The organism is Cryobacterium sp. N22, from assembly GCF_002929555.1.
In the GTDB taxonomy this organism is placed as follows: domain Bacteria; phylum Actinomycetota; class Actinomycetes; order Actinomycetales; family Microbacteriaceae; genus Cryobacterium.
In genome coordinates this window covers 724,013-737,486 of sequence record NZ_PJJP01000039.1, presented here as the reverse complement: position 1 = coordinate 737,486, position 13,474 = coordinate 724,013, and the positions used below count along the sequence as shown (strand labels likewise).

Here is a 13,474-nt window from a genome sequence, read left to right as displayed (position 1 = left end):
ATCATGGCAACCCTCACCGCCCTCCCGCACGTCACCGATCCCGACCAGCTCTTCGAGGCCTTCGAACAGTGGGCAGCAGATGCGGGCCTGCGCCTCTACCCGGCGCAGGAGGAAGCGGTCATCGAGATCGTGTCGGGCGCGAACCTGGTCCTGTCCACTCCCACCGGCACCGGCAAGTCCCTGGTGGCCATCGGTGCGCACTTCGCCGCTCTCTCGGCCGGTAAGCGCAGCTTCTACACCGCCCCGATCAAGGCGCTGGTGAGCGAGAAGTTCTTCGCCCTGGTCGAGATCTTCGGCGCCGAGAACGTGGGCATGATGACAGGCGACTCGTCGGTCAACTCCGACGCCCCGATCATCTGCTGCACCGCGGAGATCCTCGCCAACCTGGCCCTCCGCAACGGTGAGGACACCCCGGTCGACCAGGTCGTGATGGACGAGTTCCACTTCTATTCCGACCCCGACCGCGGCTGGGCCTGGCAGGTGCCGCTGCTCTTGTTGCCGCGGGTGCAGTTCATCCTGATGTCGGCCACCCTCGGCGACGTCACCGACATCGCCGCGGACCTGTCCCGCCGCACCAACCGCGACACCGCCGTGGTCACCGGTGTGGAGCGGCCGGTGCCGCTGCACTACTTCTACGAGACCACCCCGGTGCACGAGACCGTGGAGGACCTTCTCAAGACCGGCCAGGCGCCCGTCTACATCGTGCACTTCGCCCAGGCCGCCGCCCTCGAACGCGCCCAGGCGCTCTCCAGCGTGAAGGTGGTCACGAAGGAGCAGAAGGAGGCCATCGCCGAGCTCATCGGCGAATTCCGGTTCACCACCAGCTTCGGCAAGACCCTCTCCAGACTCATCCGCATGGGCATCGGCGTGCACCACGCCGGCATGCTGCCCAAGTACCGCCGGCTGGTGGAGCAGCTCGCCCAGCGCGGCCTGCTGCGGGTCATCTGCGGCACCGACACCCTCGGCGTCGGCATCAACGTGCCCATCCGCAGCGTGCTCTTCACCGCGCTGACCAAGTACGACGGTGTCAAGATGCGCCAGCTGAACGCCCGCGAGTTCCACCAGATCGCCGGCCGGGCCGGCCGGGCCGGCTTCGACACCGCCGGCACCGTGATGATCCAGGCGCCCGACCACGAGACCGAGAACCTCAAGGCCATCGAGAAGGCCGGCGACGACCCGAAGAAGCGGCGCAAGATCGTGCGCAAGCGGGCGCCGGAGGGCTTCGTCTCCTGGGGCGAGCCGTCGTTCCGGCGCCTCGTCGACGCCGAGCCGGAGACCCTCACCTCGAGCATGCAGATGACCAGCGCCATGCTCATCAACGTGATCGCCCGCGGCGGCGACGCGTTCGCCAACGTGTACTCGCTGGTGTTCGACAACCACGAACCGTGGAAACGCCAGCTCGCCCACGCCCGCCGGGCTCTGGGCATCTACAAGACCCTGCGCGCGGCCGGGATCGTGGAGCAGGGTGCGGATGGCAGCATCCGCCTGACCGTCGATTTGCAGGCCAACTTCGCCCTCAACCAGCCGCTGTCGCCGTTCGCACTGGCCGCGTTCGACCTGCTGGACATCGAGGCGCCCACTTATGCGCTCGACATGATCTCGGTGCTCGAGTCCACCCTCGACGACCCGCGGCCGGTGCTGATGGGCCAGCAGTTCGCCGCCCGCGGCGAGGCCGTGAACGCCATGAAGCAGGAGGGCATCGAGTACGACCAGCGGATGGAGCTGCTCGAGGAGATCACCTGGCCGAAGCCGCTCGACGAGCTGCTCAGCTACGCGTTCGAGACCTACAAGCAGTCCCAGCCCTGGATCGCCGACTTCCCGCTGCGGCCCAAGACCGTGGTGCGCGACATGTACGAACGGGCGATGTCGTTCGGCGAGTTCGTGGCCTACTACAAGCTCGCCCGCAGCGAGGGCGTGGTGCTGCGTTACCTCTCGGATGCCTACCGGGCCGCCCGGCAGACCATCCCCGACGAGGCCAAGACCGAAGACCTGCTCGACCTGATCGAGTGGCTCGGTGAACTCGTGCGGCAGGTGGACTCCAGCCTGCTCGATGAGTGGGAGGAGCTCATCCACCCCGACCTGGCCGCGCACGAGAGCATCGCGCACGCCGTGGTGCCGCCCGCGCCGCACCGGCTCACCACCAACACCCGCGCGTTCCGGATTCTTGTGCGCAACGAACTGTTCCGCCGGGTGCAGCTGGCCGCGCTGGAGAACTACGACGCGCTGGGCGAGCTCGACCGCGACAGCGGGTTCGGGGCGGATGCCTGGGCCGACGCCATGGACGGCTACTACGCCGACCACGACGAGCTGCTGGCCGGGGCGAACGCCCGCGGCGCCGGCCTCCTGATCCTCGACGAGGGTGCCACGGTCTGGACCGCGCGGCAGATCTTCGACGACCCGGCGGGCGATCACGACTGGGGAATCAGTGCCACGATCGACCTCGCCGAGTCCGACGAGCTGGGCGTGCCGGCGTTGACGGTGACCGGGATCAACCGGCTCTAACTCCTCGCCCCGCCCAGTTGTGGGCGGAAGGCACCGTGAACCGGCGTAACCTCGGGCCATGGCCACTTCAGACACTCAGCCGGAAACCCCGATCACGACGCCGAAGCCGGCACCCAAGCCGGGCCCCCGGCCCGGCCCGGGCCCGCAGCACGGCGCCCAGCCGGATGCGCAGCCGGACGCGGCCGCCGCGGGAGGCTCGGCAGCACCGCTGACCGGTCCGATCCGCGCGGCCGTCATCGGCTTCGGGCTCTCCGGCCGGGTCTTCCACGCGCCGTTCCTCGCGGCCAACCCCGAGTTCTCGCTCGAGGCGATCGTCACCGGCGACCCCGAGCGGGGCGCCAGGGCCACCGAGAGCTATCCCGGTGTGCGGATCGTGCCCACCGCGGAGGCGCTGTTCGCCCAGGCCGCCGACCTCGACGTCGTGGTCATCGGCACCCCGCCGGACACCCACGTGGCGCTGGCCAACGCCGCCCTCGACGCGGGCCTCGCGGTGGTCATCGACAAGCCGTTCGCGGTGGATTCCCGGGAGGGTTGGGCGCTGCTGAACCGGGCCGAGAGCCTGGGGCTGCCGCTCACGGTGTTCCAGAACCGGCGCTGGGACGGCGACTTCCTCACCCTGCAGGCCCTCCTGGCCGACGGCGCCCTCGGCGACGTCTACAGGTTCGAGTCCAGGTTCGAGTTCTTCAAGCCCGGCACCCCGCGCAGCTGGAAGGCGGGGGCGACCCCGGCCGCGGGTGGCGGCGTGCTCTTTGACCTGGGTGCGCACCTGATCGACCAGGCCGTGCTGCTCTTCGGCCCCGTCGATGACTTCACCGCCGAACTGTCCACCCGCCGCCCCGGCGGCGCCGCCGACGATGACTCGTTCGTGTCGCTGCACCACGGTTCCGGGGTGCGCTCGCACCTGTGGGTGAGCTCGTTCGCGGCTCAGGCCGGCCCGCGGTTCCGGGTGCTCGGCTCGGCCGCCGGCTACACCAAATGGGGCGTGGACGGCCAGGAGGCCGCCATCCAGGCCGGCAACCTGCCGGGCGACGCCGACTTCGGCCTCGAACCCGAGTCCACCTGGGGGCGGCTCGGCGCCGACGGCGCCAGCCAGGTCGTGCCGACTCAGCGCGGCAGCTACACGGCATTTTACGAGGGCCTGGCGAACGCGCTGCTGCGCGGGGCGCCGCTGCCGGTGAACGCGGTCGACTCGGCTCACACCATCGAGCTCATCGAACGCATTCACGCGTCCGTGCGCTGAGCTGCGGCGGCCGGCGGGATCAGCCCGTCTTCGTCCAGTCGAGGTTGATGACCTGCCGGAGGTAGATGTCCTCGCCGAGCCCCGCGACCTTGGGGTTCATGCGGAGCAGCTGCTGCATCGGCAGGTCGAAGCGCTGGGCGATGTCGAAGAACGAGTCGCCCTCGATCACGGTGTAGCTGACCGGGCTGCCGGCGCCGTCGTACTCCGGCGCGGCCTGGGCGCCCGGAATCGCGCCGAGGTCAACGGCGGGGCCCTCCGGAATGGGCTCGGCCGGCACGTCGGGGTTCGGAACGGGCTCCGGCGCGGGCGCCTCGGCCACCGGCGGCGGCGTGGGGGTCGGTGTGGGCGTGGGGGTGGGCGTCGGTGTCGGCGTCTGGGTGACCACGACCGTCGCCGTCACCACCGGTGCCGGCGCGGCGGAGCAGCCGGCCAGGGCCAGGCCGCCGATGAGCATGACCGACAGCACGACGCCCCGCCGGGCGGGCCGGGCGCGGGTAGCGCGGTGCGGAGCAGGTGGCTGCGGTGAACTGTAGAGATCGTTGATGGTGTACCCCCGAGAAGACAGCTTAGGTCAGGGATTCTCCCGGCGCAGCCGGGGTGCTGTGCCTAAAACGGGGGACACCGCGCCGCGATGCCTGGAGCCCGCTGGATATGATCGAACCGGGGGAAACCATGACACAACGACCGATCCGGGCTCACTGGCGCATGCTGGCCACGACGCTGGCCCTGGCCGCGGGCCTGACCTTCGCCGGGGCATTCGCGGCGTCGGCAACCACACCGGCGGAGGCATCCGCACCGGCCGACACGAATGACTTCACGTTCGACTCGTTCACCGCCGACTATGACCTGGGCCGGGATGCCGACGGCCGCGCCACCCTGCGTACCGTCGAGACCATCGTCGCCGACTTCCCGGCGACCGACCAGAACCGCGGCATCGTCCGCGCCATCCCGAACGAGTACCAGCGCGCCGACCTCGACGTGCGGGTCGTTGGCGTCACCGACGAAACCGGCGCACCGGTGCCCTTCGAGACCAGCAGCGTTGACGGCTTCACCGAACTGGCCCTGGGCACCGACGACTTCGTGCACGGGCGCACCACCTACATTCTCGAATACACCCAGCGCGACGTGGTGGGCGGCTTCGCCGACACCGGCGCCGACGAGTTCTATTGGGACGTCAACGGCACCGGCTGGGGACAACCGTTCGGATCGGTGACGGCGCGGCTGCACCTGGACACGGCCCTCACCACGGCTCTCACCGGGAACGCGGCCTGCTACGCCGGCTACTACGGGGGCGATGACCCGTGCGCCATCGAGACGAGCACGGATGCGTCCGGCACCGTGCTCACCGCGACCTCCCGCGATCTGGTGCCCGGGGAGAACATCACCCTCGCGGTCGGCTTCACTCCCGGCACCTTCACCCTGCCGCCCAGCCCCGACGACTCCTGGATCGTGACGCAGGCACCGTGGCTCATCCTGGGCGCCGCGGCGCTCCTGGTGGCGACCCTGCTGGCGCTGCGCACGTTCGTCTGGCGCGACGCCAGGGGCCGCGGCACCATCATCGTGCAATACACCCCGCCGGAGGATCTGTCGGTCATGCTCGCTGCCGCGATGCTGGGCAAGAAGAAGGTGGGCCTGCCCGCCCAGGTGATCAGCTTCGCCGTCAACCGGGCGGCGCGCCTGGTGGAGTCGCCCAGCGAGCCGACCAGCCGACGGTACGCACTCGAGGTGCTGGACACCACCCGGCTGAACGGCGCCGACCGGCACATCCTCACGGCCCTCGGCCCCAAGCTCAAGAACGGGGCCAGGCTGCGACTGGACACCACGGACCAGAAGCTCGGCGACCGGATCGCACGGCTGCGCGGCTCGATCACCGACCAGGTCAGCTCGACCGGGTTGCGAGCCCGGGGCGTCAGCCGCATTCCCGGCTATCTGGTCCTGGCCGGCGCCGTGCTCCTCGGCGCGGCCTGGCTGGTCAACCGGTGGGCCGAGAACAATGAGGTCAGCAGCACCCTGGTCGGCGCTCTGATCCCCGGCACCATCGTGGCGCTGGTGCTCCTGGCGCTGCAGTACCGGATGCCCCACCGGCTGACCGACAAGGGCGCCACGGCGCGCGACTACCTGCTGGGCCTGCGCGACTACCTGGCGCTGGCGGAAGCTGACCGCATCCGGGTGCTGCAGAGCCCGGAGGGTGCGGAGCGGATCGCTGACGCTGATGGCGCCCTCGACACCGACCTGATCGTGAAGCTGTACGAGAAACTGCTGCCCTGGGCGATGCTGTGGGGTGTCGAGCGCGCCTGGGCTCGCGAGCTGGGCAGCATCTACGAGACCACGGATGCCACACCGGACTGGTACTCCGGCGCGGGTGGCGCCGCCGTCTTCACCCAGAATGTCGCCGGCTTCACCCGCTCCATCGGCACGGGGAGCTTCGCCACGACACCGGCACAGAGTTCGGGTTCAGGTTCGTCCTGGTCGGGGTCCGGCGGCAGCAGTTCGTCCGGGGGGTCCTCAGGCGGCGGCTTCTCCGGCGGAGGTGGCGGCGGAGGAGGCGGCGGCGGCCGCTGACCCGACGAGCAGCCGGGCGCTCAGCACTCGATGACGTTGACCGCGAGGCCGCCCTCGCTGGTCTCCTTGTACTTGGTCATCATGTCCAGACCGGTCTGCCGCATGGTCTCGATGACGGTGTCGAGCGAGACCAGATGGGTGCCGTCGCCATGCAGCGCCAGCCGCGCCGCCGATACCGCCGTCGACGCGGCGATGGCGTTGCGTTCGATGCAGGGCACCTGAACGAGCCCGCCGACGGGGTCGCAGGTGAGGCCGAGGTGGTGCTCCATCGCGATCTCCGCGGCGTTCTCCACCTGACGGGGGGTCCCGCCGAGCACCGCGCAGAGCGCCCCTGCGGCCATGGCGCAGGCCGAGCCGACCTCGGCCTGACAGCCGCCCTCGGCGCCGGAGATCGAGGCGTTCGCCTTGACCAGTGAGCCGATCGCCACCGCGGTGAGCAGGAACCGGCGGATGCCGGCCGCGTTGGCGCCGGGCACGAATCGCAGGTAATAGTGCGCGACGGCGGGGATGATCCCCGCGGCGCCGTTGGTGGGCGCCGTCACGACGCGGCCGCCGGAGGCGTTCTCCTCGTTGACCGCGAGGGCGAACGCGTGCAGCCACTCGGTCGAGGTGTCCCGCTCCCGCTGCTGCAGACCGTCGTATTCCTCCAACTGCATACGGATGGCGGAGGCGCGGCGTTTGACGCCGAGGCCGCCGGGCAGCGTGCCGTCAACGCGCAGGCCGGCCTCGACGCAGGCGTGCATGGCCGCCCAGATCGCGTCCAGTCCCGCATCCAGCCTGTCGGCGCCGTGGATGGCCTCCTCATTGGCGCGGGCGACGTCGCTGATGCCGATGCCGTGGCTGTCGCAGAGTGCCAGCAAGGCGGCGCTCGAGGCGTACGGCATCGGCTGAATCACCGTGGCTATGGGCCGGACCGGGTCGCCGTCGCGGCGGATGAAGCCGCCGCCGATGGAATAGTAGGTCTCCTCGAGCAACGCGGGGGCGGCCGGGTCGTCGCCCCAGGCGGTGAGCGTCATCGCGTTGGGGTGCCCGGGCAGCCGGGTGCGCGGCTCGAAGACCACGTCGCTCTTCTGCACGGCGATGGGGTGGGTGCCGCCGAGCAGCAGGGTGGCCTCGTCGGGAAGGTGCGCCCAACGGTTGCGCACGTCGTCGGGGTCGCAGGCCTCCGGACGCAGGCCGGCGAGGCCCGCCAGGATCGCGTCCGGGGTGCCGTGGCCGAGACCGGTGGAACCCAACGAGCCGTACAGCGAGCAGCTGATGCGGCGCACCCCGGGCAGTCGCCCGCTCTCGGCGAGGTGCTGGGCGAAGGCCAGGGCGGCTCGCATCGGGCCGACCGTGTGGGAACTGGATGGACCGATTCCGATGGAGAAGAGGTCGAGAGCCGATACGTACGCTGTCACCTGCCCTATCGTACGCGCGCGGCTACCGGGCGGCCGCGCCGAACCGCTCGGCCCGGCCGCGGAGGAAAGCCAGCACCTCGTCCGAGGTCTCGACCGTGAACGGCACGTCGTCGGGGATCCACAGCAGAGCGGTGACCAGCCCGGCGAGGCTGTCGCTGGCGAGCGGCCATGCGGTGTGGCCGGCGCCGAGGGCCGTGGCATCCCTGGCCCACCAACCCAGCAGCGCCCTGGCCTCGGCCAGGGGGAGCTGCAGCACGACCGTGGCGGTGAAGCCGGTCTCCACCCGGCTGACCGCCCGGGCCACGAGCGCGGCGGCGTCCCCTGCGCTCAGGTCACGCGCCGGGAACCTCACCCGGGTCTGCAGGAGCGAGGAGATGCGGTCGAGCCGGAAGGTGCGCCAGTCGTCGCGAGCCAGGTCCCAGGCCAGCAGGTACCAGCGGCGGCCGTGCGGAACCAGCAGGTGAGGTTCGGCGCTGCGGGTGGATTCCTGGCCCGTCGCCGCCGTGTAGCCGAAGCGGATGCGCTCGCTGTCGCGGCAACTGAGCGCCAACTGGGCCAACAGGTCGGCGTCCACCGCCGGCCCCTCGCCGGGTGCCACGGCCATGCTGCTCTGCAGAGCGTCGATCCGGCGGCGGAGAACCGGCGGCAGGACCTGCTCGATCTTCGCCAGCGCGCTCAGGGTGATGTGCTCCGAACCACGGATGCCGGCGGCGGCCTGCGAGCGCAGGCCCACGGCGATGGCGACGCCCTCGTCGTCGGTGAGCAACAGCGGCGGCAGCCCGGTGCCGGCCACCAACCGGTAGCCGCCGACCGAACCGCGCGCCGCGTCGATCTGGTAGCCGAGGTCACGCAGCCGTTCGATGTCCCGGCGCAGGGTACGGTCGGTCACTCCGAGCCGGTCGGTGAGTTCCCGGCTCGACCAGTGCCGGTGGCTCTGCAGCAGGGAGAGCAGGTCAAGGGCGCGGGTGGTGGTGTCCGACATGGCCCCAGTATCCCTCTAAATGCGGACAGTCCATGTCCTAATGGGTTCCTACGCTGGCGGCATGACTGATACGCAGAACACCCAATCCCTGATCAACGCCCGGGGCCTCGGCAAGACGTTCGCGGCTAAGGGCGGCGCCGTCGATGCCGTGTCGAACCTCAACCTCGAAGTGCGCCGTGGCGAACTGGTGGCCTTCCTGGGCCCGAACGGCGCCGGCAAAACGACCACCCTGCGCCTGCTCACCACACTGCTGACTCCCTCGAGCGGCGAGGCCACGGTGGCCGGCTGCTCCATCAGCCGCGACCCGGCGGGCGTTCGCCGCCGCATCGGCTACATCGGCCAGGGCAACTCCGCCGGCCACAACCAACGGGTGCGCGACGAACTGCTCAGCCAGGGCGCGTTCTACGGCCTGACCCGCAGGGACACCGCGGTTCGGGCCGACGAGCTGCTCGAGTCGCTCGACCTGGGTTCCCTGGCGCACCGGCAGGTCATCGGCCTCTCCGGCGGCCAGAAGCGCCGGCTCGATATCGCGCTCGGCCTGATCCACCGGCCGGAGCTGCTCTTCCTCGATGAACCGTCCACCGGCCTCGACCCGCAGAGCCGGGCCAACCTGTGGAAGCACATCGTCGACCTGCGCGATGACTTCGGCACCACGATCTTCCTCACCACGCACTACCTCGATGAGGCCGACCAGCTGGCCGAGCGAGTACTGGTGATGGACCACGGCGAGGTGATCGCCGACGACAGCCCGGCTGCCCTGAAATCGAGGCTGGCCGGCGACCGCATCACTGTCACGTTCGACTCGGCCGCGGATGCCCGGGCGGCGCTCCGGCACACCGGCGGCGAGACATCCGGCGCAATCGTCACCCTCACCGCCGAGGCCGCCGCGGCCGGCGAGCGGGCGGTGCCGCAGTTGGTGCGGGCCCTCGACGCCGCGGGCCTGGCGCCCGTGGCCATCACCCACCGCCAGCCCACCCTTGACGACGTGTTCCTCAACCTGACCGGCCGGAGCCTGCGCGAGGAAGGTCAATCGGCACCCGCTTCGAACCCCCAGGAGGTAGCAGCATGATCACGCTCACCCAGACCCCACCCACGTCGACCCCACCCCGCACCGGGGTGGCCACCGACACCTGGAACGTGCTTGTGCGGGAGCTGCGGCCCGTGCTGCGCGACCCGTTCAGCGCCCTGTTCAGCTTGGTGCAGCCGCTGATCTTCCTCGGCCTGTTCGGCCCGTTGCTGGTGGCCTCGTCCGGCCTGCCGGCGGGGGAGACCCTGCAATGGTTCGTGCCCGGCATCCTGGTGATGGTGGCGCTGTTCGGCACCGCTTCCACCGGCGCGAACCTGCTCGGCGAGATGCAGACCGGGTCGCACGAACGCACCCTGGTGGCGCCGCTGTCCCGCAGCGCCCTGCTGATGGGCCGCGCGCTCAAGGAGGTTGTGCCGCTGATCGTGCAGGGCCTGGTGATCTGCCTGGTGTCGCTGCCGTTCGGCTTCACCGTCAGCGTGCCCGGGCTGCTCCTCGGCTTCGTGCTGCTGGCCGTGTTCGGCATCGGCTTCGGCGCGCTCAGCTACAGCGTCGCGCTGGCCTGCCGGGGCCGCGACTGGATGTTCTGGATCATCCACCAGACGGTGATCTTCCCGCTGATGATCCTCTCGGGCATGCTGCTCCCGCTCGACGACGCGCCCGGCTGGATGAAGGTCGCCGCGGCGGTGAACCCGCTCAGCTACGTGGTGCAGGCCGAGCGTGACCTGTTCGCCGGCAGCCTGGGCACCCCGGCCGTGCTCGGTGGATTCGCCGCGGCCGTGATCACCGCGATCATCGGCCTGATGGTCGGCATCCGCGGGATGCGGCGGGCCTAGCGGATTCTCTTGCGGGCTGTGATCTGCCCGGTGTCGAAGCCGAGCAGGTGCAGCCCGCCGTGGAAGCGGGCGTGCTCGATCTTGATACAGCGGTCCATCACGACGGTGAGCCCCTTCGACTCGCCGTACTCTGCGGCCTCCTGGTTCCAGATGCCGAGCTGCACCCACACCGTCGGGGCGCCCACCGCGAGGGCGTCGTCGATGACCTGCGGGATGTCGGACGCCTTGCGGAAGACGTCGACGATGTCGGGCACCTCCGGCAACGACGCCAGGTCGGGATAGGCCTTCTGGCCCAGGATGGTATCGGCGCGCGGGTTGACGAAGTAGACCCTGTAGTCGCTTGACTGCTGCAGGTAGGTGCCCACGAAGTAGCTCGAGCGAGCCGGGTTGGGGGAGGCGCCGACTATCGCGACCGACCTCGCCCGGCGCAGGATGCCCAGCCGCGCCTTCGCGTCCGGGCCCTCCCAGGTGCGCTGGGTGCGCAGCAGCCTGGCCAGCGGGGAGTTCGTGGGAACGCTGCAGCTGAGGCCGTTGGTGAGCTGAACGGTTTCGTTGCTGTTCACGGTGTCGGTGCTCATGACACTCCTGACGTGCCGGCAGCCTGAGCCAGCGCCTGGTCGAGATCGTAAATGATGTCGTCGACATCCTCAATACCCACGCTGATGCGCACCAGGCCGGCCAGCACGCCGGCGTCGGCGAGCTGCTGCTCGTTGAGCTGGGCGTGGGTGGTGGAGGCCGGGTGGATCACCAGGGTCTTGGCGTCGCCGATGTTGGCCAGGTGGCTGGCCAGGTCGACGGACTCGATGAAGGTGCGGCCGGCGTCACGGCCGCCCTTGACGCCGAAACTGAACACCGAACCGGGGCCCTTGGGCAGGTACTTCAGGCCGCGCTCGTAGTGCGGGTGGCTGGGCAGGCCGGCCCAGTTGACGAAGTCGACGCGCGGGTCGGCGTCCAGCCACTCGGCCACGATGCGGGCGTTGTTCACGTGCGCCTGCAGCCGGTACGGCAGGGTTTCCACACCCTGGGCGAGCAGGAAAGCGGAGTGCGGCGCCAGGACCGGTCCGATGTCACGCAGCTGCTCGGCACGCAGCCGGGTGAGGAAGGCGTACTCGCCGAAGTTGCCCGACCACTCCAGGCCGCCGTAGCTGGGCACCGGCTCGGTGAAGAGCGGGAACTTGTCGCTGTGCCAGTTGAACCGGCCGCTCTCCACCACGACGCCGCCGAGGGTGGTGCCGTGGCCGCCGAGGAACTTGGTGGCCGAGTGGATGACGATATCGGCGCCCCACTCGATGGGCCGGCAGAGGTACGGGGTGGCGATGGTGGAGTCGATGATCAGCGGGATACCGGCGGCGTGCGCCACCGCGGCGAGGCCCTCGATGTCGGCGACCTCGCCGGAGGGGTTGGCCACGGTCTCGGCGAAGATCAGCTTGGTCTTGGCGGTGATCGCCGCGGCGTAGTCGGCCGGGTCGGCGGACTGCACGAAAGTGGTCTCCACGCCGAACCGTCGCAGGGTCACGTCGAGCTGGGTGATCGAGCCGCCGTAGAGATTGGCGCTGGAGACGATGTGGTCGCCGGCGCCGGCGAGGCTGGCGAAGGTGATGTACTGGGCGGCCAGGCCCGAGGCCGTGGCGACGGCGCCCAGGCCGCCCTCGAGGCTGGCGATGCGCTCCTCGAACGCGGCCACCGTGGGATTCGCCAGCCGGGAGTAGACGTTGCCGTACTTCTGCAGGGCGAAGCGGGCCGCGGCATCCGCGGTGTCGTCGAACACGAACGCACTGGTCTGGTAGATGGGCAGGGCCCGCGCTCCGGTCACCGCATCGGGGATGTTCCCGGCGTGGATTGCCCTGGTGGTGAAGCCGTACTCGCGATCTGCCATTCAGTCACGCTACCCGCCCGTCCCGGCCCCCGGGCGGGGCGGCGTAACAGGACGCCACACGGGTCAGCCCAGCTGCACGGCGGCCAGGGCCAGAACCGCGATGAGCAGCCAGGAGGCCAGGCCGACGCCCAGGGCGCGGCCGCCGGTGCGCACGAGGTCGGTCAGGCGCACGGCGGTGCCCAGCCCGAACAGGGCCATCGCCAGCAGCACGGTCTGCACCAGGTCGGCGGTGTCCAGCACCGCCGGTGGAACCGGAACGACGGTGCGTACGAGCACCATGGCCAGGAAGCCCGCGACGAACAGAGGCACCACCGGGGGACGCCCGGCCGTGCGCCCACTGCTGCCCGCCCGCCGCCGCTCGTACACCGCAACGCTGGCCACCAGGGGCGCCAGCATCAGCACCCGGGTGAGCTTGACGACCACGGCAACGGCGAGGGCCGCCGACCCGGCGATCTGCGCCGTGGCGACCACCTGGCCCACGTCGTGCACCCCGGCGCCGACCCAGTGGCCGAACTGCAGGTCGGTCAGGCCCAGCGGATGCCAGAGCAGCGGCAGCACGCCGATCGCGAGGGTGCCGCACAGGGTCACCAGTGCCACCGGGGTGGCGGTGTCCCGGTCCTTGGCCTTGACCACGCCGCTCATCGCGCCGATCGCGGAGGCGCCGCAGACGGCGAAGCCCGTGGCGATGAGCAGCGGTTGATGGCCGGGCAGGCCGACCCGGCGGCCCAGCCACAGGGTGCCGAAGAAGGTGAGCAACACGATGAGGACCGTGCTGGTGATGGTGACCCAGCCCAGGGCGATGATGTCCACCAGGCTGAGCTTGAGGCCCAGCAGCACCACGCCCAGGCGCATCAGGCTGTGGGACGCCAACGTCAGCCCCGGCGCGAGCACCCCGGTGAGCGCCGGCCGCAGCACGGGCAGCTGCCCCACCACGATGCCCAGCAGCACGGCCGCGGTCAGCAGCGGTACCGCCGGGACGGCGGCATGCACGCCCCACGCCACCAGCGCGGCCAGCCCGGCCACGCCAGCTCCCCACATCCACATTGGGTCAA

Annotated in this window: 11 protein-coding genes; 5 read left to right on the top strand and 6 right to left on the bottom strand. The window is 70.6% G+C overall.

What is annotated here, in order from left to right; translation table 11 throughout:
• Positions 1–3: 3 nt before the first annotated feature.
• Both CXY76_RS18925 and CXY76_RS18920 read left to right on the top strand, forming a co-directional pair.
• Positions 4–2,502, top strand: coding sequence for an RNA helicase (locus CXY76_RS18925; RefSeq protein ID WP_104167214.1), 2,499 nt, complete (start codon positions 4–6; stop codon positions 2,500–2,502).
• A 58-nt stretch (positions 2,503–2,560) separates the two neighbouring features.
• Positions 2,561–3,742 (top strand): Gfo/Idh/MocA family oxidoreductase, encoded by a 1,182-nt coding sequence (locus CXY76_RS18920; RefSeq protein ID WP_104167212.1) that lies wholly within the window; start codon positions 2,561–2,563, stop codon positions 3,740–3,742.
• 19 nt (positions 3,743–3,761) lie between these two features.
• On the opposite strand, the gene CXY76_RS18915 is transcribed toward CXY76_RS18920, so the two are convergent.
• Complete coding sequence (locus CXY76_RS18915) at positions 3,762–4,208, bottom strand: LysM domain-containing protein (RefSeq protein WP_104167210.1); 447 nt, start codon at positions 4,206–4,208, stop codon at positions 3,762–3,764.
• A gap of 206 nt (positions 4,209–4,414) precedes the next feature.
• Here CXY76_RS18915 and CXY76_RS18910 point away from each other — a divergent pair, with 206 nt between their 5' ends.
• Positions 4,415–6,304: a DUF2207 domain-containing protein gene (locus CXY76_RS18910; protein ID WP_158253944.1), complete on the top strand. Its 1,890-nt coding sequence runs from the start codon at positions 4,415–4,417 to the stop codon at positions 6,302–6,304.
• 20 nt (positions 6,305–6,324) lie between these two features.
• On the opposite strand, the gene CXY76_RS18905 is transcribed toward CXY76_RS18910, so the two are convergent.
• On the bottom strand, positions 6,325–7,704 hold the full coding sequence (locus CXY76_RS18905) for an L-serine ammonia-lyase (RefSeq protein WP_104167206.1): 1,380 nt from the start codon (positions 7,702–7,704) through the stop codon (positions 6,325–6,327).
• A gap of 22 nt (positions 7,705–7,726) precedes the next feature.
• The gene (locus CXY76_RS18900) at positions 7,727–8,686 is read right to left on the bottom strand and encodes a YafY family protein (protein ID WP_104167204.1); all 960 of its coding nucleotides are present in this window, start codon (positions 8,684–8,686) and stop codon (positions 7,727–7,729) included.
• 61 nt (positions 8,687–8,747) lie between these two features.
• Between CXY76_RS18900 and CXY76_RS18895 the strand changes: the two genes are divergently transcribed.
• Together CXY76_RS18895 and CXY76_RS18890 are read left to right on the top strand one after the other, a co-directional pair.
• Entirely contained in the window at positions 8,748–9,755 is a 1,008-nt protein-coding gene (locus tag CXY76_RS18895; RefSeq protein WP_104167458.1) for an ATP-binding cassette domain-containing protein, read from the top strand.
• Positions 9,752–10,546, top strand: coding sequence for an ABC transporter permease (locus tag CXY76_RS18890; protein ID WP_104167202.1), 795 nt, complete (start codon positions 9,752–9,754; stop codon positions 10,544–10,546). Before CXY76_RS18895 ends, CXY76_RS18890 begins: the two co-directional genes overlap by 4 nt.
• Here the strand turns inward: CXY76_RS18890 and CXY76_RS18885 are convergent.
• From CXY76_RS18885 to CXY76_RS18875, 3 genes are all read right to left on the bottom strand, one after another.
• Positions 10,543–11,124 (bottom strand): CoA-binding protein, encoded by a 582-nt coding sequence (locus CXY76_RS18885; RefSeq protein WP_104167200.1) that lies wholly within the window; start codon positions 11,122–11,124, stop codon positions 10,543–10,545. The two genes, CXY76_RS18890 and CXY76_RS18885, sit on opposite strands and share 4 nt — an antisense overlap.
• Positions 11,121–12,422, bottom strand: coding sequence for an O-acetylhomoserine aminocarboxypropyltransferase/cysteine synthase family protein (locus tag CXY76_RS18880; RefSeq protein ID WP_104167198.1), 1,302 nt, complete (start codon positions 12,420–12,422; stop codon positions 11,121–11,123). Before CXY76_RS18880 ends, CXY76_RS18885 begins: the two co-directional genes overlap by 4 nt.
• 63 nt (positions 12,423–12,485) lie before the next feature.
• Positions 12,486–13,466 (bottom strand): YeiH family protein, encoded by a 981-nt coding sequence (locus CXY76_RS18875; protein ID WP_233200043.1) that lies wholly within the window; start codon positions 13,464–13,466, stop codon positions 12,486–12,488.
• Positions 13,467–13,474: the final 8 nt, after the last annotated feature.

Bases quoted from the DNA above. Each gene is read 5' to 3' on its own strand.
- CXY76_RS18910 (WP_158253944.1), top strand. From the start codon at position 4,415: ATGACACAACGACCGATCCGGGCTCACTGGCGCATGCTGGCCACGACG.
- CXY76_RS18875 (WP_233200043.1), bottom strand. From the start codon at position 13,466: ATGTGGATGTGGGGAGCTGGCGTGGCCGGGCTGGCCGCGCTGGTGGCG.
- CXY76_RS18920 (WP_104167212.1), top strand. From the start codon at position 2,561: ATGGCCACTTCAGACACTCAGCCGGAAACCCCGATCACGACGCCGAAG.
- CXY76_RS18900 (WP_104167204.1), bottom strand. From the start codon at position 8,686: ATGTCGGACACCACCACCCGCGCCCTTGACCTGCTCTCCCTGCTGCAG.
- CXY76_RS18890 (WP_104167202.1), top strand. From the start codon at position 9,752: ATGATCACGCTCACCCAGACCCCACCCACGTCGACCCCACCCCGCACC.
- CXY76_RS18880 (WP_104167198.1), bottom strand. From the start codon at position 12,422: ATGGCAGATCGCGAGTACGGCTTCACCACCAGGGCAATCCACGCCGGG.
- CXY76_RS18925 (WP_104167214.1), top strand. From the start codon at position 4: ATGGCAACCCTCACCGCCCTCCCGCACGTCACCGATCCCGACCAGCTC.
- CXY76_RS18895 (WP_104167458.1), top strand. From the start codon at position 8,748: ATGACTGATACGCAGAACACCCAATCCCTGATCAACGCCCGGGGCCTC.
- CXY76_RS18885 (WP_104167200.1), bottom strand. From the start codon at position 11,124: ATGAGCACCGACACCGTGAACAGCAACGAAACCGTTCAGCTCACCAAC.